16 protein-coding genes are annotated in these 19959 nt (G+C 71.3%); 13 read left to right on the forward strand and 3 right to left on the reverse strand.

The genetic code is table 11. The features are described 5' to 3' along the window. Window positions 1–89: 89 nt before the first annotated feature. Window positions 90–2123 (reverse strand): alpha-1,4-glucan--maltose-1-phosphate maltosyltransferase, encoded by a 2034-nt coding sequence (locus BLS97_RS18055; RefSeq protein WP_090478586.1) that lies wholly within the window; start codon window positions 2121–2123, stop codon window positions 90–92. A gap of 297 nt (window positions 2124–2420) precedes the next feature. Here BLS97_RS18055 and glgP point away from each other — a divergent pair, with 297 nt between their 5' ends. After that, on the forward strand, window positions 2421–5000 hold the full coding sequence (glgP, locus tag BLS97_RS18060; protein ID WP_090478588.1) for an alpha-glucan family phosphorylase: 2580 nt from the start codon (window positions 2421–2423) through the stop codon (window positions 4998–5000). A gap of 73 nt (window positions 5001–5073) precedes the next feature. Here the strand turns inward: glgP and glgX are convergent, their stop codons facing one another. Beyond that, a complete protein-coding gene (gene glgX, locus BLS97_RS18065) occupies window positions 5074–7236 on the reverse strand; it encodes a glycogen debranching protein GlgX (RefSeq protein WP_090478590.1) in 2163 nt (720 codons plus the stop codon). Window positions 7237–7345: 109 nt separating this feature from the next. Here glgX and BLS97_RS18070 point away from each other — a divergent pair, with 109 nt between their 5' ends. The 6 genes from BLS97_RS18070 to hisI all read left to right on the forward strand — a co-directional run bounded on the left by BLS97_RS18070 (window position 7346) and on the right by hisI (window position 12129). Next, window positions 7346–8146 (forward strand): ABC transporter ATP-binding protein, encoded by an 801-nt coding sequence (locus BLS97_RS18070; RefSeq protein WP_231988577.1) that lies wholly within the window; start codon window positions 7346–7348, stop codon window positions 8144–8146. A gap of 37 nt (window positions 8147–8183) precedes the next feature. Beyond that, window positions 8184–8969 carry an enoyl-CoA hydratase/isomerase family protein gene (locus BLS97_RS18075; RefSeq protein ID WP_090478598.1) on the forward strand — a complete coding sequence of 262 codons (786 nt, stop codon included), beginning with the start codon at window positions 8184–8186 and terminating at the stop codon, window positions 8967–8969. Continuing rightward, window positions 8966–10192 carry a THUMP-like domain-containing protein gene (locus BLS97_RS18080; protein ID WP_172832301.1) on the forward strand — a complete coding sequence of 409 codons (1227 nt, stop codon included), beginning with the start codon at window positions 8966–8968 and terminating at the stop codon, window positions 10190–10192. Before BLS97_RS18075 ends, BLS97_RS18080 begins: the two co-directional genes overlap by 4 nt. A gap of 6 nt (window positions 10193–10198) precedes the next feature. After that, a complete protein-coding gene (priA, locus tag BLS97_RS18085) occupies window positions 10199–10918 on the forward strand; it encodes a bifunctional 1-(5-phosphoribosyl)-5-((5-phosphoribosylamino)methylideneamino)imidazole-4-carboxamide isomerase/phosphoribosylanthranilate isomerase PriA (RefSeq protein ID WP_090478601.1) in 720 nt (239 codons plus the stop codon). A gap of 96 nt (window positions 10919–11014) precedes the next feature. Then, the gene (hisF, locus tag BLS97_RS18090) at window positions 11015–11803 is read left to right on the forward strand and encodes an imidazole glycerol phosphate synthase subunit HisF (RefSeq protein WP_090478604.1); all 789 of its coding nucleotides are present in this window, start codon (window positions 11015–11017) and stop codon (window positions 11801–11803) included. Further along, window positions 11800–12129 (forward strand): phosphoribosyl-AMP cyclohydrolase, encoded by a 330-nt coding sequence (gene hisI, locus BLS97_RS18095; protein WP_090478607.1) that lies wholly within the window; start codon window positions 11800–11802, stop codon window positions 12127–12129. Before hisF ends, hisI begins: the two co-directional genes overlap by 4 nt. Before the next feature lie 22 nt (window positions 12130–12151). Here hisI and BLS97_RS18100 read toward each other — a convergent pair whose 3' ends face one another. Next, entirely contained in the window at window positions 12152–12913 is a 762-nt protein-coding gene (locus BLS97_RS18100) for a GNAT family N-acetyltransferase (RefSeq protein ID WP_090478611.1), read from the reverse strand. Window positions 12914–12987: 74 nt separating this feature from the next. On the opposite strand from BLS97_RS18100, the gene BLS97_RS18105 reads away from it, so the two are divergent. The 6 genes from BLS97_RS18105 to lgt all read left to right on the forward strand — a co-directional run bounded on the left by BLS97_RS18105 (window position 12988) and on the right by lgt (window position 19702). Continuing rightward, the gene (locus BLS97_RS18105; RefSeq protein ID WP_090482580.1) at window positions 12988–14583 is read left to right on the forward strand and encodes an anthranilate synthase component I; all 1596 of its coding nucleotides are present in this window, start codon (window positions 12988–12990) and stop codon (window positions 14581–14583) included. A gap of 1 nt (window position 14584) precedes the next feature. Beyond that, the gene (locus tag BLS97_RS18110) at window positions 14585–15322 is read left to right on the forward strand and encodes a Trp biosynthesis-associated membrane protein (protein ID WP_090478616.1); all 738 of its coding nucleotides are present in this window, start codon (window positions 14585–14587) and stop codon (window positions 15320–15322) included. A gap of 127 nt (window positions 15323–15449) precedes the next feature. Beyond that, window positions 15450–16280 (forward strand): indole-3-glycerol phosphate synthase TrpC, encoded by an 831-nt coding sequence (gene trpC, locus BLS97_RS18115; RefSeq protein ID WP_090478620.1) that lies wholly within the window; start codon window positions 15450–15452, stop codon window positions 16278–16280. A 193-nt stretch (window positions 16281–16473) separates the two neighbouring features. Next, complete coding sequence (gene trpB / locus BLS97_RS18120) at window positions 16474–17784, forward strand: tryptophan synthase subunit beta (protein ID WP_407938068.1); 1311 nt, start codon at window positions 16474–16476, stop codon at window positions 17782–17784. After that, window positions 17784–18590, forward strand: coding sequence for a tryptophan synthase subunit alpha (gene trpA, locus BLS97_RS18125; protein ID WP_090478627.1), 807 nt, complete (start codon window positions 17784–17786; stop codon window positions 18588–18590). The genes trpB and trpA overlap by 1 nt, the downstream gene beginning before the upstream one ends. Then, on the forward strand, window positions 18587–19702 hold the full coding sequence (lgt, locus tag BLS97_RS18130; protein ID WP_090478630.1) for a prolipoprotein diacylglyceryl transferase: 1116 nt from the start codon (window positions 18587–18589) through the stop codon (window positions 19700–19702). Before trpA ends, lgt begins: the two co-directional genes overlap by 4 nt. Window positions 19703–19959 lie beyond the last annotated feature (257 nt).

Below are 19959 nucleotides of genomic sequence, written 5' to 3' on the forward strand. Positions count from 1 at the left end.
CTTCCTTGATGCGTTGCCTGCGGACGTGCGGCGGTTTTGTTCGAGCAGTACCCAGGACAGCCGGGGGGCAACCGGGTCGGAGGAAGCGGTCAGTATCGCCGCACCGTGAGAATGTGGGCCACGCGGCTGGCCGGCTCCAGACCGACTGTGTCGCGCCCCGTCCAGTGGTACACGTCGCCGGAGAGCTGGTCGACCACCTGGAAGCTCTCGCCCCAGTTCAGACCGAGTGCCGGAAGGTGCAGATCGGTTTGGCCCCAATGCGATCCGGTCGAGACCAGACAGACCACGACCAGGATCACGTCGTCGGTCGCCTCGTCCCGTCGGGAATAGCAGAGCAGCGAGTCGTTGGAGACGCCGTGGAACCACAGGCCCCGCAGGTGCTGGAGTGAGCGATGTTCCCGGCGTATCTCGTTCAGCCGCTGGATCAACGGCTCGAGCGACTCGCCGCGGTCGAGCGCGGCCTGGTAATCACGCGGACGCAGCTCGTACTTCTCCGAGTGCAGGAACTCCTCGCTGCCCGGCCGCACCGCCTCGTGCTCGAACAACTCGTACCCGGAGTAGCAGCCCCAGCTGGGCGACATGGTGGCGGCCAGCACGGCCCGGATGGCGAACATGGCCTGGCCGCCGAACTGCAACGACGCGTGCAGGATGTCGGGGGTGGTGGGAAAGAAGTTGGGCCGCATGTGATCGGCCGAGTTGACCAGTTCGACGCCGTAGTCGGTGAGTTCCTGCTTGCCGGTCCGCCAGGTGAAGTACGTGTACGACTGGGTGAACCCGATCCGGCCGAGTTCGTGCATCATGGCCGGCTTGGTGAAGGCCTCGGCCAGGAAGATCACCTCGGGGTGGTCGGCGTGCACCTGGCCGATCAGCCACTCCCAGAAGTTGATCGGCTTGGTGTGCGGGTTGTCGACCCGGAACACGGTGACGCCGTGCGTGATCCAGAACCGGACGATCCGCAGCACCTCGGCGTACAGGCCGGCCGGGTCGTTGTCGAAGTTGATCGGATAGATGTCCTGGTACTTCTTGGGGGGATTCTCGGCGTAGGCGATCGACCCGTCCGGACGGGTGGTGAACCAGGCCGGGTGCTCGGACACCCACGGGTGGTCGGGGGCGCACTGCAGGGCCAGGTCGAGGGCGACCTCGAGTCCGAGCTCACGGGCCGCGGAGACGAAGTCGTCGAAGTCGTCGATCGTGCCCAGCTCGGGGTGCACCGCGTCATGGCCGCCGGCCGCGGATCCGATGGCCCACGGTGACCCGACGTCACGCGGGTCGGGGTTGACGGTGCCGCCGGGCTCGGCCGGATTGTTGCGGCCCTTGCGGTTGATCTCGCCGATCGGGTGGATCGGCGGCAGGTACACGATGTCGAAGGCCATCCGGGCGATCCGGGGCAGTTCGGCGGTCGCGTCGGCGAAGGTTCCGTGCCGCAGCGGCAGCCCGTCGGCGTCGACCTGGGCCCCGCTGGAACGGGGGAAGAACTCGTACCAGGAACCGAACTCGGCCAGCGGGCGGTCGACCCACACCTGGACCGGGGTGGAGCGGGTGATCAACTCCCGGATCGGATCGGCGACCAGCACCGGCCAGAGCTCGCCGGACAGGGCCGGTCCGATGCGCTCGGCCACCGGCAGGTACCGGTTTCGCAACGCGGTGACGGCGGACTTGATCGCGGCGGCGTAGCGCTGCCGGGGGCGGCGTCCGATCCGTTCCAGCAGCAGCGCGCCGGTCTCCAGGTCGTTCGCCATCTCCTCGCCCGACTGCCCGACGGCCGCCTTGGCCTCGACCGCGTGCCGCCAGGTGCCCAACGGGTCGCTCCAGGCCTCGATGACCAGGCTCCAGGTGCCCTGCCGGTCGGGTGTGACCTGGGCGTGGAACCGGTCGGTGCCCGGAACGCCCGGCACCATGCGCTGCAGCGGCACGACCGCCGGTGGGGCCTTGCGCCGACCGGGGGTGCTGCGGTCGACGGCGCCCGGCGGCGGCTTGAAGACGACGTTCGCGGCCACGGCGTCATGTCCCTCCCGGAACACGGTCGCCGCCACCTCGATCACGCCTCCGACCACTGCCTTGGCGGGGTAACGACCCCCGGCCACGCTCGGGGAAACATCTATCAATCCGATTCGTCCGGCCACGGCGTCAACCTACCCGGGAGGACCCAGCCCGGGGACGGTCCCGCCTACCGAGGCGAGTCGCCCGTTCGGATGATGTCCCGTTCGACGGGCGACCGTTCGAGCTCGCTCCGTCCGTTCGCACGGTCCCCGCAACACCCGCCCGTGCGCAACCTGCGGCGTGTCGGGCCTCCACCTGCCGGTCCGGGGAGGGTCGATGCTGAATCGATCAGGAGGACGATCCCGCACATTGGTTACATTTGGTTGAACAAGTACCCGGATGAAATTCGCGAACGGGGTCGGACCCGCTAGATTGCCCCCGTGAAGGCTCTTCGACGGTTCACCGTCCGCCCCCAGTTGCCCGAGCCGCTTCAGCCGCTCGGGGCGCTCATTCGTAATCTTCGTTGGTCCTGGCACCCCGCCAGCCAGGACCTGTTCGCCGATATCGACCGCGGGCTGTGGGAGCGCTTCGAGGGCGATCCGCTCAAGCTCCTCGGTGCGGTGTCTGTCGCCCGATTGGAGGAGTTGGCGCAGGACCATCACTTCCTGGACCGCATGCACGGGTTGGCCGGCGACCTGCAGTCGTACCTGACCGAGCCGCGCTGGTACCAGCACCAGATCGACACCGCTCCGCCCGGCGTCGTCCTGCCGCGCGCGATCGCCTACTTCTCGATGGAGTTCGGGGTCTCCGAGGTGCTGCCGATCTACTCGGGCGGCCTTGGCATCCTGGCCGGGGATCACCTGAAGTCCGCCTCGGACCTCGGCGTCCCGATCATCGGTGTCGGCCTGCTGTACCGCTACGGCTACTTCTGGCAGTCGCTGTCGGCCGACGGGTGGCAGCAGGAGCACTACCCGGCCCACGACCCGCAGGGTCTGCCGATCGAGCGGGTGCTGGGGGCCGACGGTGAGCAGCTGTCGGTGACCGTCCCGATGCCCGGAGGCCGGCAGCTCACCGCGCGGATCTGGCAGGCCAGCGTCGGACGGGTGCCGCTGCTGCTGCTGGACGCCGACAACGAGGCGAACGACGACGAGCTGCGGTCCACCACCGACCGGTTGTACGGCGGCGACCAGGACCACCGCATCAAGCAGGAGATCCTGCTCGGGGTCGGCGGCGTCCGCGCGGTCAACGCCTTCACCGAAGCCACCGGCCATGCGGCGCCGGAGGTTTTCCACATGAACGAGGGCCACGCCGGCTTCCTCGGCCTCGAGCGCATCCGGTCCTTGATCGAATCCGACGGATTGACCTGCAACGAGGCCGTTTCGGCGGTGCGTGCGGGCACGGTCTTCACGACCCACACCCCGGTCCCGGCCGGCATCGACCGCTTCCCGGTCGACCTGGTCCGTCACTACCTCGACGGCGACGGCGACGGCCAGTCGCGACTGCTGCCGGGCCTGCCGGTTGACGAGGTCATCGCCTTCGGCGCCGAGGACGACCCGTCCCGGTTCAACATGGCGCACATGGGCCTGCGGCTGGCCCAGCGGGCCAACGGCGTGGCCAAGTTGCACGGCGTGGTGTCCCGCGAGATGTTCGCCGGCCTCTACCCGGGCTTCGAGCCCGACGAGGTGCCGATCGGATCGGTCACCAACGGCGTCCACCTGCCGACGTGGGCCGCCCGGGAGATGTACGACGTCGCCGGCGATATGTCCGACTGGCAGGACCTGGCCTCGGCCTCCGACTGGCCGGCCGCCGGGCGCGTCAGCTCGGAGCGCCTCTGGGAGTTGCGGCAGACGCTGCGGGGCCGCCTGGTCACCATGGCCCGTTCGGCCGTCAAGCAGTCCTGGTTGCTGCGCGGCAGTTCCACCGCCGAACTGGGCTGGACCGAGACGATCCTGGACCCGCACATCCTGACCATCGGGTTCGCGCGTCGGGTGTCCACCTACAAGCGCCTCACCCTCATGCTGCGTGACCCGGCCCGGTTGAAGGCGATCCTGCTCAACCCGGATCGCCCGGTGCAGATCGTCATCGCCGGCAAGGCGCACCCGGCCGACGAGTACGGCAAGCGGTTCATGCAGGAGATGGTCCGGTTCGCCGACGACGCCGGAATCCGGCACCGCATCGCGTTCCTGCCCGACTACGACATGGGCATGGCCTCGGTGCTCTGCGCCGGCGCCGACGTCTGGCTGAACAACCCGATCCGACCGCAGGAGGCCTCCGGCACGTCGGGGATGAAAGCCGCCCTGAACGGGTCGCTGAACCTGTCGATCTCCGACGGCTGGTGGGACGAGCTGTTCGACGGCCAGGACGGCTGGACGATCCCGACGGCGGACGGCGTCGCCGACGAGAACCGCCGCGACGACCTCGAGGCGTCGGCGCTGTACGAACTGATCGAGAAGCGGGTCGCGCCGCTGTTCTACAGCCGCGGGGCGGACGGGCGGCCCGACGGCTGGGTCGACCTGGTCCGGCACACCTTGTCCTACCTCGGCCCGCGTGTGCAGGCGACACGGATGGTGCGCGACTACGTGAACCAGTACTACTCGCCGGCCGCGACCTTCAGCCGGGCCACCACGGCCGATCTGACCGTGGCCAAGAGCCTGTCGGCCTGGAAGGACACCGTCCGGGAGGCCTGGCCGCGCATCCGCGTGACCAGCGTCGACACCTCGGGCATCGGGTCAGAGCCGTCGCTGGGCAACGTGATGACGGTGCGGGCCTCGCTCGACCTGGGTGGCCTCACGCCGGACGACGTCCAGGTGCAGGCGGTGACCGGGCGGGTCGACGCCACCGAGCAGCTGCACGACATCGTCACCACGACCATGACGTTCGTCGGTGACGCCGAGGGTGACCGCTACGAGGCTCAGCTCCCGCTGACCCTGTCCGGGGCCGTCGGATACACCGTTCGGGTTCTGCCCAAGCACGACCTGCTGGCGTCCTCGGCCGAACTCGGGCTGGTCACCACCGCCTGATCTCGTCCAGGTCCCACCCCGCCGCTGCGCGGGTCCGAGTTCCTCTCGGACCCGCGCAGCGTTCGTTCCCCGGTCAGTCGCCGTCCTTGAGGTGCATATCGTCCTCGGAGGTGCGGTGAGCGCGGAAGAGCCACAACGTCCGTCCGGGCATGGTCATCTCGACCCCGGCCGACAGCGGAGTCGGATCCACCGGGGCGCCGGTCGGCCCGTCGGTGTCCAGCACGGGGGTGTACGCCTCGCCGTAGGGCGCCCCGGGCAGGACGATCTCGATGGGTTCTGGGTCAGCGTGCAGTACGAGCAACCACGAGTAGTCGGTGAGCACTCCGCCGATCGGGGAGTGGCCGCGGACGTCGGCTCCGTCCAACCACATCTGCAGCGTGCGCCGGTCCGCGTCGAACCAATCGGCGTCGGTCATCGGCCGCCCACTCGGCCCGAACCAGACCAGGTCGGCCACCCCGTCCCCGCCGACCGGGGCCCGGCCTTCGAAGAACTCGCCCTGGTGCAGCGCCGGTGACTCGGCCCGAACGGCCAGGGTGCGCCGGACGAAGGCCAGCATCCGGGCCGATTCCGAGTCGCCGCCGTCGTCCGGCGCGGTCAGGCCGGACCAGTCGACCCAGCTGACCGGGTTGTCCTGGCAGTAGGCATTGTTGTTGCCCTGCTGGGTGCGCCAGAGTTCGTCACCGGCCAGCAGCATCGGGGTGCCGGTGGCCAGCAGCATCGTCGCGACGATGTTCCGGGCCTGCCGGGCTCTGATCTCGGCGATGCCCGGATCCTCGGTCGGTCCCTCGACTCCGTAGTTGGCCGACCGGTTGTTGTCCGTGCCGTCGCGGTTCTTCTCGCCGTTGGCCTCGTTGTGCTTGTTGGCGTACGTGACGACGTCGCGCAGGGTGAAGCCGTCGTGGGCGGTCACGAAATTGACCGAGGCCCAGGGTCCGCGGGTCCCGCCGAACAGGTCCTCCGAGCCGGACAGGCGGTATCCGAGTTCCCGGACCCCGCCGACACCCCGCCAGAAGTCCCGCACACAGTCGCGGAAGCGGTCGTTCCATTCGGCCCACTGGGCCCCGAACCGGCCGACGGCGTATCCCTCGCCGGTGGCGTCCCAGGGTTCGGCGATCAGCTTGCAGCGGGACAGGACCGGGTCGGCCGCGATGGCGGTGAGCAGCGCCGAGCCGGCGTCGAAAGCGCCGCCGCCCGGTCGTCCCAGGACCGAGGCCAGGTCGAACCGGAACCCGTCGACGCCCAGGGTGGTGGCCCAGTGCCGCAGTGAGTCGGTCACCATCCGCACGACGGTGAGGGAGCGCGGATCGAGGGTCAGGCCGGTCCCGGTGAGGTCGTGGCCCGGCTCGAGGTAGTAGGTGTCCGGGGCCAGCCCGCGCCAGGACAGCTCCACCGGCAGATCCGGCCCGCCCTCGCAGGTGTGGTTGTAGACGACGTCGAGGATGACCTCGATCCCGGCGTCGTGCATGGTGTCCACCAGATGGACGAACTCGGCCAGCTCCTGGCCGGGCGCGGACGAATACCCCGGGTGCACGGCGAAGAACGACAGGGTCGAATATCCCCAGTAGTTCTTCCGCCCGGTGGCGTACAGGCCGGGCTCGGCGGTATGGGCGTGAACGGGCAGCAACTGCAGCGTGGTGACGTTGAGACGACGGAGGTGGTCGACCATCACGGGGTGGGCCAGGCCGGCGTAGGTGCCGCGGAGGGCGGGCGGGATCCCCGGGTGCAGGCGGGTCAGGCCGGCCACGTGCGCCTCGTAGACCACCGTGTGCTCCCACGGAATGCGTGGCCGGCCGGGCCGTGCCCGGACCGGGTCGACGACGATGCCCAGCGGCACCTTGCCCAGGGTGTCGACCCCTGCGGCGGATGCGGCCATCAGGTCGTAGTCGGTGGAATCGATCCGCAGGGCATACGGGTCGAGCAGGATCTTGCTGTGGTCCCGGCCGTGCACCCGGTACCCGTACCGTTGCCCGGACCGTACGCCCGGCAGGAAGGTGTGCCAGATCCCGTACCGCCGGTCCTGCATGGCGATCGACCGCTCGTCGCCCAGTGCGTCGACCAGGCACAGATCCACCGACTCGGCCCCGTCGGCGACCACGGCGAAGTTGGTGCCCCGGTCGGTGAGAGTCGCCCCCAGCGGGAACGGCTCACCCGGGAACGGACTCGATCCGGCCGGGACCGGAGCCGGCGCGCGGGTCGGTACCGGGTGGACAGGAGCGGGTTGGGTGACGGACGACATGCGGTGATTCTCCCGGTTCGGCCAGTCAGGTGATGACAGGGGTGGGGCGCGGCGTGGAACGCCGCACACCGGAACCACTTCCTGGTAGGACACAATGGCCCGCGTGACGATGACGATCCGGCCCGGCGCCGATTCCGTCCTGCACTTGTGGGACATCACGGTCCGCCGCGGCAAGACCCTCCTGCTCGACAGCCTCAGCTGGAATGTGAACGCCGACCATCGGTGGGTGATCCTCGGGCCCAACGGCGCCGGGAAGACCACCCTGCTGCAGATCGCGGCCGCCCAGATGCACCCGACGTCTGGTCGGGCGCACGTGCTGGGTGAACGGCTCGGCGCGGTCGACATGATGGCGCTGCGGTCCCGGATCGGTCTGTCCTCCGCCGCGCTGGCCGCGCGGGTCCCGGCGGAGGAGACGGTGATCGACGTCGTCGTGTCGGCCGGGTACGGCGTACTCGGCCGGTGGCGGGAACGGTACGACGAGATGGATTTCGACCGGGCCCGCGAACTGCTGGAGGCCATGGGCATCTCGCGGCTGGCGGACCGGCTGTACGGGACGCTGTCCGAGGGCGAGCGGAAACGGGCCCTGGCCGCCCGGGCCCTGATGACCGACCCGGAACTGCTGCTGCTCGACGAACCGGCCGCCGGGCTCGACCTCGGCGGGCGGGAGGACCTGCTGGCCCGGCTGTCCCGGCTGGCTCTGGACCGGGCGGCCCCGGCGACCGTGCTGGTCACCCACCACGTCGAGGAGATTCCGCTGGCGTTCAGCCACCTGCTGCTGTTGCGCGAGGGCCGGGTGGTCGCCGCCGGACCGATCGAGGAGACCCTGACCGCCTCGGCGCTGTCCGAGACGTTCGGCATGCCCCTGTTGCTGGACCGGCGGGACGGCCGGTTCTTCGCCCACGCCAACTAGAGATCACCTCACCCATCCATCCCGCGCGGAGGTCGTTGTGCCGGAAACCGAATTCGTCAGGCTCGAGGTCGACGGCGCCGTCGGGGTGATCCGGCTCGACCGGCCGCCGGTCAACGCCATCAACTCCCAGGTGCACGCCGACCTGCTGGCGGTGGCCCGGGAGGCGGCCGGGCGCACCGATATCCGGGCCGTCGTGGTCTACGGCGGCGAGCGGGCCTTCGCGGCCGGCGCCGACATCAAGGAGATGGCCGAGCAGACACCGGAGACCATCGCCGGATTCGGGGCGACCCTGACCGCCGCCGTCGACGCCGTCGCCCGGTTGCCCAAACCGGTGATCGCGGCGGTCACGGGATACGCGCTCGGCGGGGGATGTGAACTCGCCCTGGCCGCGGACTTCCGGGTGGTGGCCGACGACGCCCGCATCGGCCTGCCCGAGATCACCCTCGGCGTGTACCCGGGGGCCGGCGGCACCCAGCGGCTGCCCCGGCTGATCGGCGTGTCCCTGGCCAAGGAACTGATCTTCACCGGCCGGTCGGTGACCGGGTCAGAGGCGGCCGAGATCGGCCTGGCCAACGCGTCGGTGCCGGCCGGGGAGGTCTTCGACACCGCGATGAAGATGGCCCGCCGGCTGGCCGCGGGGGCGACCCTGGCCATCGCGGCGGCCAAACGGGCCATCGACGACGGCATGGACACCGACCTGGCCGGCGGGCTGGAGATCGAGAGCGCCGGATTCGCGGCACTGTTCGCCACCGCCGATCAGAAGGCCGGCATGCGGTCGTTCCTCCAGGACGGGCCGGGCAAGGCCACCTTCACCGGAGCGTGAGTGCCGGCTACCGGTTCAGCCGGTCCGATCTGGACTACCTGACCAGTGCGGCCGGGGCGGATGCCCTGGCCGGGGCGGCGGACCGGCCACTGACCGAGGCCAGCCTGCTGACCGACCTCACCGCGCTGCGCCGCCTGGTCGGCGGCGCGGCCGCCGCCGTGGCCGAGACCGTGCGCCTGCGGCGACGGGCGGCGGACAAGCTCGGCCCCGGGGCCTCGCGTTGGCTGTTCACCGACGAAGCGCTGCAACAGGCCACCCCACTTCCGGTCGCCCAGCACCGCGCGCGGCGGCTGCGCGGCTTCCCGGTGCACGATCTGACCTGTTCGATCGGCTCCGACCTGGCCGCGCTGATCCCCGGCTGTGCACCGGCCATCGGCTCCGACCTCGACCCGATCCGGGTGCGGATGGCGGCCCACAACCTGACCGTGTCCGGACTCGGGTCGCCGGTGCTGGTGGCCGACGCGCTGGCCAGGGTCGACCGCGGCCTGCTCCCGTACGCCGACCCGGCCCGCCGGGAGGCCGGAGGACGTCGGATCACCTCGGTGGACACGATGCCGTCGGTGGCCGACCTCGACCGTGTGCACGCGGCCCGGCCGCCGGTGCTGCGGCTGCCGCCGGGGATCGACTACGAAACCCTGGCCCGGCCCGGGGAGGTGGAGGTCGTCTCCCTCGACGGCGGCGCCCGGGAGGCCGTCCTCTGGCCGTCCGAACTGGCCCTGGTGGCCCGACGGGCCACGATGCTGACCTCGGACGGGGGGCACGTCCAGGTGACGAGCGACGACCCGGACGACATCCCGGCCGGGCCGGCTCCGGACGCGCTGGTCGGCTCCTGGATCGTCGATCCGGACGCGGCCGTGGTCCGGGCGCACCTGGTCCGGCACTACGCGGCCCGGCACGGCCTGACCCAGCTCGATCCGCACCTGGCGTACCTGTCCGGACCAGCCGTTCCGGCCGGCGTCCGGGGATTCCAGGTACTGGACGCCGCCCCCTACACGGTGGCCACGGTCGGCGGATGGATCCGCCGGGACGGGACCGGGACCCTGGAGATCAAGCAGCGGGGCACCCCGGTCATCCCCGACGAACTGCGCAAACGCCTCCGGCCGACGATGACGAGGGCCACCACGGTGGCCCACACCCTGGTGATCGCGCGGATCGGGGACCGGGCGTGGGCGTTCTGGTGCCGCGCACGGGTCGGGACTGCCCCGGTCGGCCCCGTAGGCTGATCGCTCGTGACCTTCGAACTCCTCCCCGCAGTTGACGTTGCCGACGGGCAGGCCGTGCGCCTGGTCCAGGGCCGCGCCGGTACCGAGACCACGTACGGCGCGCCGTTGGACGCCGCGCTGGCCTGGCAGGCCGACGGTGCGCAATGGATCCACCTGGTCGATCTGGACGCCGCCTTCGGGCGCGGCAGCAACGCCGCCCTGCTGGCCGAGGTGGTCGGCATCCTGGACGTCAAGGTCGAGCTCTCCGGTGGCATCCGGGACGACGCGTCCCTGGAGGCCGCGCTGGCCACCGGATGCACCCGGGTGAACATCGGCACCGCCGCGCTGGAGAACCCGGACTGGTGCGCCTCGGCCATCGCCCGCTACGGCGACCAGGTGGCGGTGGGGCTCGACGTCCGCGGCTCGACGCTGGCCGCGCGGGGCTGGACCCAGGACGGCGGCGATCTCTGGGAGGTGCTGGCCCGGCTGGACCAGCAGGGCTGCTCGCGCTACGTCGTCACCGACGTCACCAAGGACGGCACCCTCCGCGGGCCGAACATCGAACTGCTGCAGCAGGTCTGCTCGGTCACCAAGGCCCCGGTGGTGGCCAGCGGCGGCGTGTCCTCGCTGGCCGACCTGGTGGCCCTGGCCGCGCTGGCCCCGATCGGGGTCGAGGGCAGCATCGTCGGCAAGGCGCTCTACGCGGGGGCCTTCACCCTGCCCGAGGCGCTCGCCGCCGTCGCCTGAGCTCCGCGGCTACGCTGGCGGAGCGGCGGGTGAGCCTCGCCGCGAGGACGAGGCAGGAGCGGCGATGAACGCGGGCGCGAAGGGCCAGGAATCACGATGAGTGTTGCCATCCGGGTGATCCCGTGTCTGGACGTGTCCGAGGGACGCGTCGTCAAGGGGGTCAACTTCGTCGACCTGATCGACGCCGGGGACCCGGTCGAGATGGCCCGGCTCTACGACGCCGAGGGGGCCGACGAGCTGACCTTCCTGGACATCACCGCCACCAGTGACAACCGCGACACCGCCTACGACATGATCCGGCGGACCGCCGAGCAGGTGTTCATCCCGCTGACCGTCGGGGGTGGGGTACGGACCACGGCCGACATCAACGCGTTGCTGCGGGCCGGGGCCGACAAGGTGTCGATCAACTCTGCGGCGGTGGCCCGCCCGGAGTTCCTGTCCGAGGCGGCGGCCCGCTTCGGGTCGCAGTGCGTGGTCATCGCCATCGACGCGCGACGTACCGCCGACCCCGGGTGCGCCAGCGGTTTCGAGGTCACCACCCACGGCGGCCGCAAGGGGACCGGTATCGACGCCCTGGACTGGGCGCGCCGGGCCGAGGAGGCCGGGGCCGGGGAGATCCTGCTCACCTCGATGGACGCCGACGGCACCAAGGCCGGGTTCGATCTGGCCATGCTGGCCGCCATCCGGGCCGCCGTCTCGGTGCCCCTGATCGCCTCCGGTGGAGCTGGGACGCTCGGTCACTTCCCGGAGGCGGTCGCAGCCGGGGCCGACGCCGTACTGGCCGCATCCGTGTTCCACTTCGGGACCTTCCGCATCGACCAGGTCAAGGCGGAACTGGCCGCCGCCGGCCTCCCGGTCCGGCGCATCAAGGTGGGGGCGTCATGACGGCCGAGCAGATCGCCGGACTGAAATACAACGAGGCCGGGCTGGTCTGCGCCGTGGCGCAGCAGTACGACAGCAAAGAGATCCTGATGGTGGCCTGGATGGATGCCGAGGCCGTCCGCCGGACGGTGGAGACCCGGCGGGCCACGTACTTCTCCCGGTCCCGGAACGAGTACTGGGTCAAGGGCGAGACGTCAGGGCACACCCAACGGGTGGTCGAGGTGCGGCACGACTGCGACGGGGACGCCCTGCTGGTCCTGGTCGATCAGACCGGCGCCGCCTGCCACACCGGAAGCCGCACCTGCTTCGACGACGGCCTGCTGGGCTGAGGTCAGCTCCGGCGGGCGGCCCTCACGGGGACACCCGGTAGTGGTAGCGATGGTGCTCGGTGAAGCCGAGCCGGTCGTACAGGGCCAGCGCGGCGGTGTTCTCCCGGTCGACCTGGAGGTACACGCTGTGCGCGCCGTTCGCCGCGGCCCAACGGTTCAGCTCGCCCATCAGGTGACGCCCGACGCCGGAACGCCGGCGCGCCCGGTCCACCGTGACCGCCGTGACGCCGAGCCAGCCGTCGGTGATCACACCCCGGGCCACCCCGGCCTGCCCACGCTCGTCCGTCACCGATGCGAACACCGGGCCGTCCGCCTCCACCAGCACGGCGACGGCGTTGGGCGGCAACGGCTTTCCGCGGTAGTGGTAGCCGTCGAGCCAGTCGGCGGTCGGTGTCGGCGAGAATTCGGCGGCGGGCAGGCCGGGCACCGGGGGACAGGCCGCCAGCAGGTCGGGGACGGCGGCGGTCATCACGGCCACGCTGGTGTACCCGCTCCATCCACGGTCCCGCAGTTGCCCGTCGAGGACGGCCAGCGGCGAACCCGGCTCGTCGTCGGGCAGCTGGAACCTGGCCGGCCGGTCCTGCTCGGCGTAGAACGACCGGACGACCCCCAGTGCCTGGTCGAGGTCGCACCCCGGAGATCCGATGGGCAGCACCGAGTTCGCCCGGTCGGTGAAGCCGCCGCCGGAGCGCAACAGCCATCCGCCCAGCCGCCGGACGGTGGTGCCCCGCCATCCGTGGGCGGCGATGGACTCGAGTTCGAGAACGGTGGGTGCGGGGCGCATTCCCCGAAGCCTAGGGCGGCCCGCCGATCGGGCATGGACCGGACCGTGTCGCCGCAGGCGGCAGAATGACCGGCATGGCACTTCCAGCGGCAACGCAAGAACGCCCGCCCTCGGCGGGCGCAACCGGCCGGGGCTCGGCTTCACTCGGCGACGTCTGGCCCACCCGGGAGCAGTTCCGGGCGCTCGCCGCGGACCGCCGGGTCATCCCGGTGACCCGGCGACTGCTGGCCGACTCGGTCACCCCGGTCGGCCTGTACGCCACGCTGGCCGCCGGCCGGGACGGCACGTTCCTGTTGGAATCGGCCGAGCACGGGAAGTCCTGGTCCCGCTGGTCCTTCGTCGGGGTACGGAGCGCCGCCGCCCTGACCGAACTGGACGGACAGGCGCACTGGCTCGGCACGCCGCCGGTCGGACTGCCGGACGACGGTGACCCGCTTCTCGCACTGGCCGAGACCTTGCGCCTGCTGCACACCGAGCCGCTGGCCGGGCTGCCGCCGTTGACCGGTGGGCTGGTCGGTTACCTCGGGTACGACATCGTGCGGAGGCTGGAACGCATCGGGACCGACGGCGGCGGACCGCCCGACGAGTTGAAGGTGCCGGAACTGGTGATGCTGCTGGCCACCGATCTGGCCGCGTTGGACCACCACGAGGGCGCGGTCACGCTGATCGCCAACGCCGTCAACTGGGACGCCACCGACGAACGGGTCGACGCGGCCTACGACGACGCGGTCGCCCGGCTGGACGCCATGACCACGGCGCTGGCCGCCCCCGCCGTCCTGCCGGCCGGGGTGTTCGAGCAGCCCGAGCCGGTGTTCACCCGTCGCACGGACGGCACCGACTACCAGCAGATGGTCGAGGTCGCCAAGGAGCACATCCGCGCCGGCGACGCGTTCCAGATCGTCCTGTCGCAGCGGTTCGACGTACCGACCGCGGCCGAGCCGCTGGAGATCTACCGGGTCCTTCGGGCCACGAATCCCTCGCCGTACATGTACCTGGTGCAGTTGCCGACCCCGAGTGGCCGGCCCCTGGCCGTGGTCGGTTCCTCGCCGGAGGCCCTGGTCACCGTCCGGGACGGTCACGTCACCATGCACCCGATCGCCGGGACCCGCCCCCGCGGGTCGACCGAGGAGGACGACGTCCTGCTGGCCAAGGACCTGCTGGCCGACCAGAAGGAACGCAGCGAACACGTCATGCTGGTCGACCTGGGCCGCAACGACCTCGGCCGGGTCTGCTCCCCGGGCACGGTCAACGTGGTCGACTTCTTCACCATCGAGCGGTACAGCCACGTCATGCACATCGTGTCGACGGTGACCGGCCTGCTGGCGCCCGGCCGCACCGCCTTCGACGCGCTGACCGCCTGCTTCCCGGCCGGGACGCTCTCCGGCGCGCCCAAACCGCGCGCGATGCAGATCATCGACGACCTGGAGCCGGCCCGCCGGGGCATCTACGGGGGAGTTGTCGGCTACCTCGACTTCGCCGGCGACGCCGACACCGCCATCACCATCCGTACCGCCGTGCTGATCGACGGCGTGGCCCACGTCCAGGCCGGGGCCGGGGTGGTGGCCGACTCGGTACCGGCCAACGAGGACGCGGAGTGCCAGAACAAGGCGGCCGCGGTCATCCGTGCCGTGGCCGCCGCCGGCACCCTGCGTCCGGCCGGGACGAACTGACATGACGTCACCCGATGCGCGGGCGGGCCGCCGACGGCCGGCTGTCCTGGGCCTCCTGGTCATCCTCGGGGCCGCGGCCGCAGCCTCGGCGTCCGGCCTGACCTGGTGGACCCAGACCCACGTCGATGCCCTGGCCGGCGCCCTGACCACCAAGGCGACCGGCTCGCGTACCGATTCGCTGCTGCTGCCGGTCGCGCTCATGGCTCTGGCCGGGCTGGGCGCCGCGCTGGCCACCACCGGGATGCTGCGCCGGGGCGTCGGTGCTCTCCTGCTGCTGGGCGGCCTGTGGTCGGCGGCGGCGTCGGTGGCCGGCCTGGTCTCCGCCCCGGCCGTGCTGACCACCGACCTGACCCGGCCGGCCGAATCGTCAGGCGCTCCGCAGGTGCATGTCATCGGTCCGCTGCTGGGTGTTCTCGGCGGTGGGCTGATCGCCACGGCCGGAGTGCTGGTCGTCCTCGGGTACGGGAGCCGCAAGGGACTCGGCGCCCGGTACGAGGCGCCGACCAGACGCCGGACCGGCGCACCGTCCGTGGCCGAGCTCGATCCGGCGTCCGACCCGAACGTCGCGGTGAGCTGGTGGAAAGCGCTGGACGCGGGTCTGGACCCCACCGGATCGGGCCGGCGGGCGGACACCGGCGACCCGACCGCCGAGCCCGACCCGACCGAGGACGGCGATCCGACCCGTTCGCGTCCGCCCGCTCGACCGGGGGTGTCGGACGACATCACCCGGGGCGGCTAACATAGGTGCGACGGATCACTGATCCGTCGGGACAAACCGCCCGCGCTCCGACTCCTCGGCGGCGTGGAGGGTCCGCAGGATCGAAGGTGGTCCGGTTCACCCGGATTCCTCGGCCGCAGGCCCCTGATTGTCACAAGGAGACGAGCCGGTGAGCGTGCTGGACGCGATTCTCGAAGGTGTGCGGGAGGATCTCGCGGCTCGGGAAATCGCCGTCCCGCTGGCCCAGGTCAAGGCGGCCGCCGCGGCCGCACCCGCTCCGTTGCCCGCGCTGGCCATCCTGCGGGAACCCGGGGTCGGGGTGATCGCGGAGGTCAAACGGTCCAGCCCGTCCAAGGGACGGCTGGCCAGCATCGCCGATCCGGCGGCCCTGGCCGTCGCGTACGCCGCCGGAGGGGCCAGAGCCATCTCCGTGCTGACCGAAGGGCGCCGCTTCGGGGGCTCCCTGGCCGACCTGGACTCGGTCCGGGCCGCGGTCGACATCCCGGTGCTGCGCAAGGATTTCATCGTCTCGCCCTATCAGGTGCACGAGGCCAGGGCGCACGGCGCCGACATCGTGCTGCTGATCGTGGCCGCGCTGCCCCAGCCGGTGCTCCACGGCCTGCTGGAACGGGTCGAGTCCCTCGGGATGACGGCCCTGGTCGAGGTGCACACCGAGGACGAGGCCGACCGGGCGCTCAACGCCGGAGCCCGGGTCATCGGCGTCAATGCCCGCGATCTGACCACCCTGCACGTGGACCGTGACGTGTTCGCGCGCATCGCGCCCGGGCTGCCGTCGGACGTCATCACGATCGCCGAATCCGGTGTCCGCGGCACCGCCGATCTGTTGGCCTACGCCGGCGCCGGCGCCCATGCCGTCCTGGTCGGGGAAGGCCTGGTGACCAGCGGCGACCCGCGCGCCGCAGTGGCCGATCTGGTCACCGCGGGTTCCCACCCGTCCTGCCCGCGGCCGTCCCGCTGACCGGTTCGCACGGCGCCGGACCGGTCACCGGTCACGAAGGCGCTCCGCGGTGCGGCAGTATGTCGAGTGGCCGAGGAGTGGTCGGCCGCAGCGATGACCGACCGAGTTTGGAGCCGATTCGTCCGTGACCGTCAACGGTGATTCACCAGTTCAGACGCCGTCCAGCAGCGTCCGCCCGCCCCGGCCCGACGGGCTGCCCCGGCCGTCCGATGGGATCGGCGGCACCAGCCACGACCCCGACGAGCGGGGCTACTACGGCACCATGGGTGGTCGCTGGTTGCCCGAGGCCCTGGTCGGCGCGCTCGACGAGGTGTGGGACTCCTACAGCAAGGCCCGCCTCGACCCGGACTTCCTGGCCGAACTCGACCGGCTGGCCCAGGACTACGCCGGGCGGCCCAGTCCGGTCACCGACGCCGAGCGACTGACCGCCTACGTCGGCGGTGCCCGCATCCTGCTCAAGCGGGAGGATCTGAACCACACCGGCAGCCACAAGATCAACAACGTGCTCGGCCAGGCGCTGCTGACCAAACGCATGGGCAAGACGAGGGTGATCGCCGAGACCGGCGCCGGCCAGCACGGCGTGGCCACGGCCACCGCCGCTGCGCTGCTCGGGTTGCAGTGCACGATCTACATGGGTCGGGTGGACACCGAGCGGCAGGCCCTCAACGTGGCCCGGATGCGCCTGCTCGGCGCGGAGGTGATCTCGGTCGATTCCGGCTCGGCCACTCTGAAGGACGCCATCAACGAGGCGTTCCGCGACTGGGTGACGAACGTGGAGACGACCTACTACCTGTTCGGCACCGTGGGCGGACCGCACCCGTTCCCGCTGATCGTCCGGGACTTCCAGCGGATCATCGGGCTGGAGGCCCGCCAGCAGGTGCTGAACCTGACCGGACGGCTACCGGACGCGGTCGTCGCCTGTGTCGGTGGGGGCTCCAACGCAATCGGCGCGTTCCATGCCTTCCTCGACGACGCCGACGTCCGGCTGGTCGGGATGGAGGCCGGCGGCGACGGTATCGAGACCGGCCGGCACGCCTCGACCATCAGCGGCGGCAGCGTCGGCGTGCTGCACGGCGCGCGGTCGTTCCTGCTGCAGGACGAGGACGGCCAGATCATCGAGTCGCACTCGATCTCGGCCGGCCTCGACTACCCCGGCGTCGGCCCGGAGCACGCCCACCTGGCCGAGATCGGCCGGGCCGAGTTCCGGTCCATCACCGACACCCAGGCCATGGACGCGTTCGCTCTGCTGAGCCGGACCGAAGGGATCATCCCGGCCATCGAGTCGGCCCACGCCGTGGCCGGCGCACTGGACCTGGCCCGCGAGATCGGGCCCGGCGGCATCGTGCTGATCAACGTGTCCGGCCGCGGGGACAAGGACATGGAGACGGCCATGGAGTGGTTCGGCCTCGGCTCGGCCGAGACGGCCACGCCGGCGCACGCCATCGCCGACGTCGAACTGATCAACGCCCCGACCGCCCCGTCCGACCCGAAAGCAGCGCAGTGATGTCCGGACTGCAGGAAATCTTCGCCGCCACCCGCGCGGAAGGGCGTGCCGCCCTGATCGGCTACCTCCCGGCCGGTTTCCCGACGGTCGACGCGTCGGCCGACACACTGATCGCGATGATCGCCGGTGGCTGCGACCTGGTCGAGGTCGGCGTGCCGTTCTCCGACCCGGTACTCGACGGCCCGGTCATCCAGGCGGCCGCGGAAACCGCGCGTGCCAACGGCTTCCGCCTCCGCGACACCTTCACCGTTGTTCGCCGGATCACCGAGGCGGGTGGACGGGCGGTGGTCATGTCGTACTTCAATCCGATCCTGGCCTACGGGGTCGACAACTTCGCCCGCGACCTGGCCGCCGCCGGCGGCCTCGGGGTCATCACGCCGGACCTGATCGTCGACGAGGCCGGCCCCTGGCTGGCCGCGACGTCCGCGCACGGTATCGACCCGATCTTCCTGGTCGCGCCGTCGTCCTCGGCCGAACGGATCAGCGTCACCGCCGCGGCCACCCGCGGCTTCCTCTACGCCGCCTCCACCATGGGCGTCACCGGGGCCCGTGACCAGGTGTCGTCCTCGGCGCCGGATCTGGTCGCCCGGTGCCGCGCGCTGACCGATCTGCCCATCGGCGTCGGGCTCGGAGTCCGGACCGGCGCGCAGGCCGCGCAGATCGCCGGGTTCGCCGATGCCGTGATCGTCGGATCGGCGTTCACCTCGGCCGCCGAGCAAGGCCCGGCCGCGGTCGCGGCCCTGGCCGCCGACCTGGCCGAGGGCGTGCGCTCGGCCCGTCGGACCACCGCGACGGCCGGCGCATGAACGGCCTCCTGACCCAGGGGGTCACCTACCTGGCCGACATCCCGTCGCCGCCGCGCGGGGTGCTCCACCTCGGGCCGCTGCCGCTGCGGGCCTACGCCTTCTGCATCATCATCGGCATCGTGGTCGGTGTGCTGTGGGGCAACCGGCGGTTCGTGGCCCGGGGCGGTCGGCCGGGACGCGTGACCGACATCGCGGTGTTCGCCGTGCCGTTCGGCCTGATCGGCGGCCGGCTCTACCACGTCATCACCGACAACGAGCTGTACTTCCGCCCGGGCAAGAACCCGTGGCGGGCCTTCGCGATCTGGGACGGTGGTCTCGGCATCTGGGGGGCCATCGCGCTGGGCGGGTTCGGGGCCTGGCTGGGGTGCCGGTACTACAAGGTGCCGCTGTCGGCCTTCGCCGACTCGGTCGCCCCCGGTGTGATCGTGGCCCAGGCCATCGGCCGCCTGGGCAACTACTTCAACCAGGAGCTGTTCGGCGCCAAGACTTCTCTGCCCTGGGGTCTGGACGTCTACCTGCGGACGCCGGGCGGTGTGGCCGGCACTCTCGCCCAGTGCCCGGCCGTGCCGGAATTCCCGACGGACTACATCAAGGCCACCCCGACCGTGCTGTGCGGGACCTACCAGCCGACCTTCCTCTACGAACTGCTGTGGAACCTGCTGATCGCGGCCGTGCTGGTCTGGGCCGACCGGAAGTTCCGGCTCGGCCGCGGGCAGGTGTTCTGGCTCTACGTCGCCGGCTACACCCTCGGCCGCGGCTGGATCGAAATGCTCCGCATCGACACGGCGAACCATTTCCTGGGCCTGCGGATCAACGTGTTCACCTCGATCATCATGTTCGTGGTAGCCGTGGTCGTCCTGTTCGTGCGCCGCCACGTCGGGCGCGAGGATCCGGCGCTGCTCCAGGGCCGGCCACCGAAGGTGGAACCTGACCGATCGGGGACCGGCGGCGAGGCGGACTCCGACCTGGCGGCCCGGCCCCGGGACGACGGCGAACCGAGCGACGAACCGCGTGTCAAGACCACCGTTTCGGAGCAATCGACGCCCGAAACGGGCGCCGCCGGGGAAATACCGGCCGGTAGCACCGCTGATCAGCGTCCTGACGCGGAATAGTTGCGTCGAGCGGCCAGGATCACCTGTGGGAAAGCCCAGCGGTGATGTTTGTTTTGCGCGAGTCCTGTAATCTGCCGTTAACTAGGCCACCGTCGTCCTGGTGACCCAGAGCCGGTTCGTTTCGGCCGACGCGGCGGCCACCATCGTCGCTGGGTCCCGGTTGGCACGTCGGCGGTGATCCCACTGATGTCGCCCTGCCCTACTCCAGGCGTTCCCGGTGGGCGGTAGCACCGCGCTCCACCTCGCACTGCCGAGAA

The organism is Nakamurella panacisegetis, from assembly GCF_900104535.1.
GTDB lineage: Bacteria > Actinomycetota > Actinomycetes > Mycobacteriales > Nakamurellaceae > Nakamurella > Nakamurella panacisegetis.

Bases quoted from the DNA above. Each gene is read 5' to 3' on its own strand.
- glgX (WP_090478590.1), bottom strand. From the start codon at position 7,236: ATGTCGTCCGTCACCCAACCCGCTCCTGTCCACCCGGTACCGACCCGC.
- BLS97_RS18070 (WP_231988577.1), top strand. From the start codon at position 7,346: ATGACGATCCGGCCCGGCGCCGATTCCGTCCTGCACTTGTGGGACATC.
- hisF (WP_090478604.1), top strand. From the start codon at position 11,015: ATGAGTGTTGCCATCCGGGTGATCCCGTGTCTGGACGTGTCCGAGGGA.
- hisI (WP_090478607.1), top strand. From the start codon at position 11,800: ATGACGGCCGAGCAGATCGCCGGACTGAAATACAACGAGGCCGGGCTG.
- BLS97_RS18100 (WP_090478611.1), bottom strand. From the start codon at position 12,913: ATGCGCCCCGCACCCACCGTTCTCGAACTCGAGTCCATCGCCGCCCAC.
- BLS97_RS18105 (WP_090482580.1), top strand. From the start codon at position 12,988: ATGGCACTTCCAGCGGCAACGCAAGAACGCCCGCCCTCGGCGGGCGCA.
- BLS97_RS18110 (WP_090478616.1), top strand. From the start codon at position 14,585: ATGACGTCACCCGATGCGCGGGCGGGCCGCCGACGGCCGGCTGTCCTG.
- trpA (WP_090478627.1), top strand. From the start codon at position 17,784: ATGTCCGGACTGCAGGAAATCTTCGCCGCCACCCGCGCGGAAGGGCGT.
- lgt (WP_090478630.1), top strand. From the start codon at position 18,587: ATGAACGGCCTCCTGACCCAGGGGGTCACCTACCTGGCCGACATCCCG.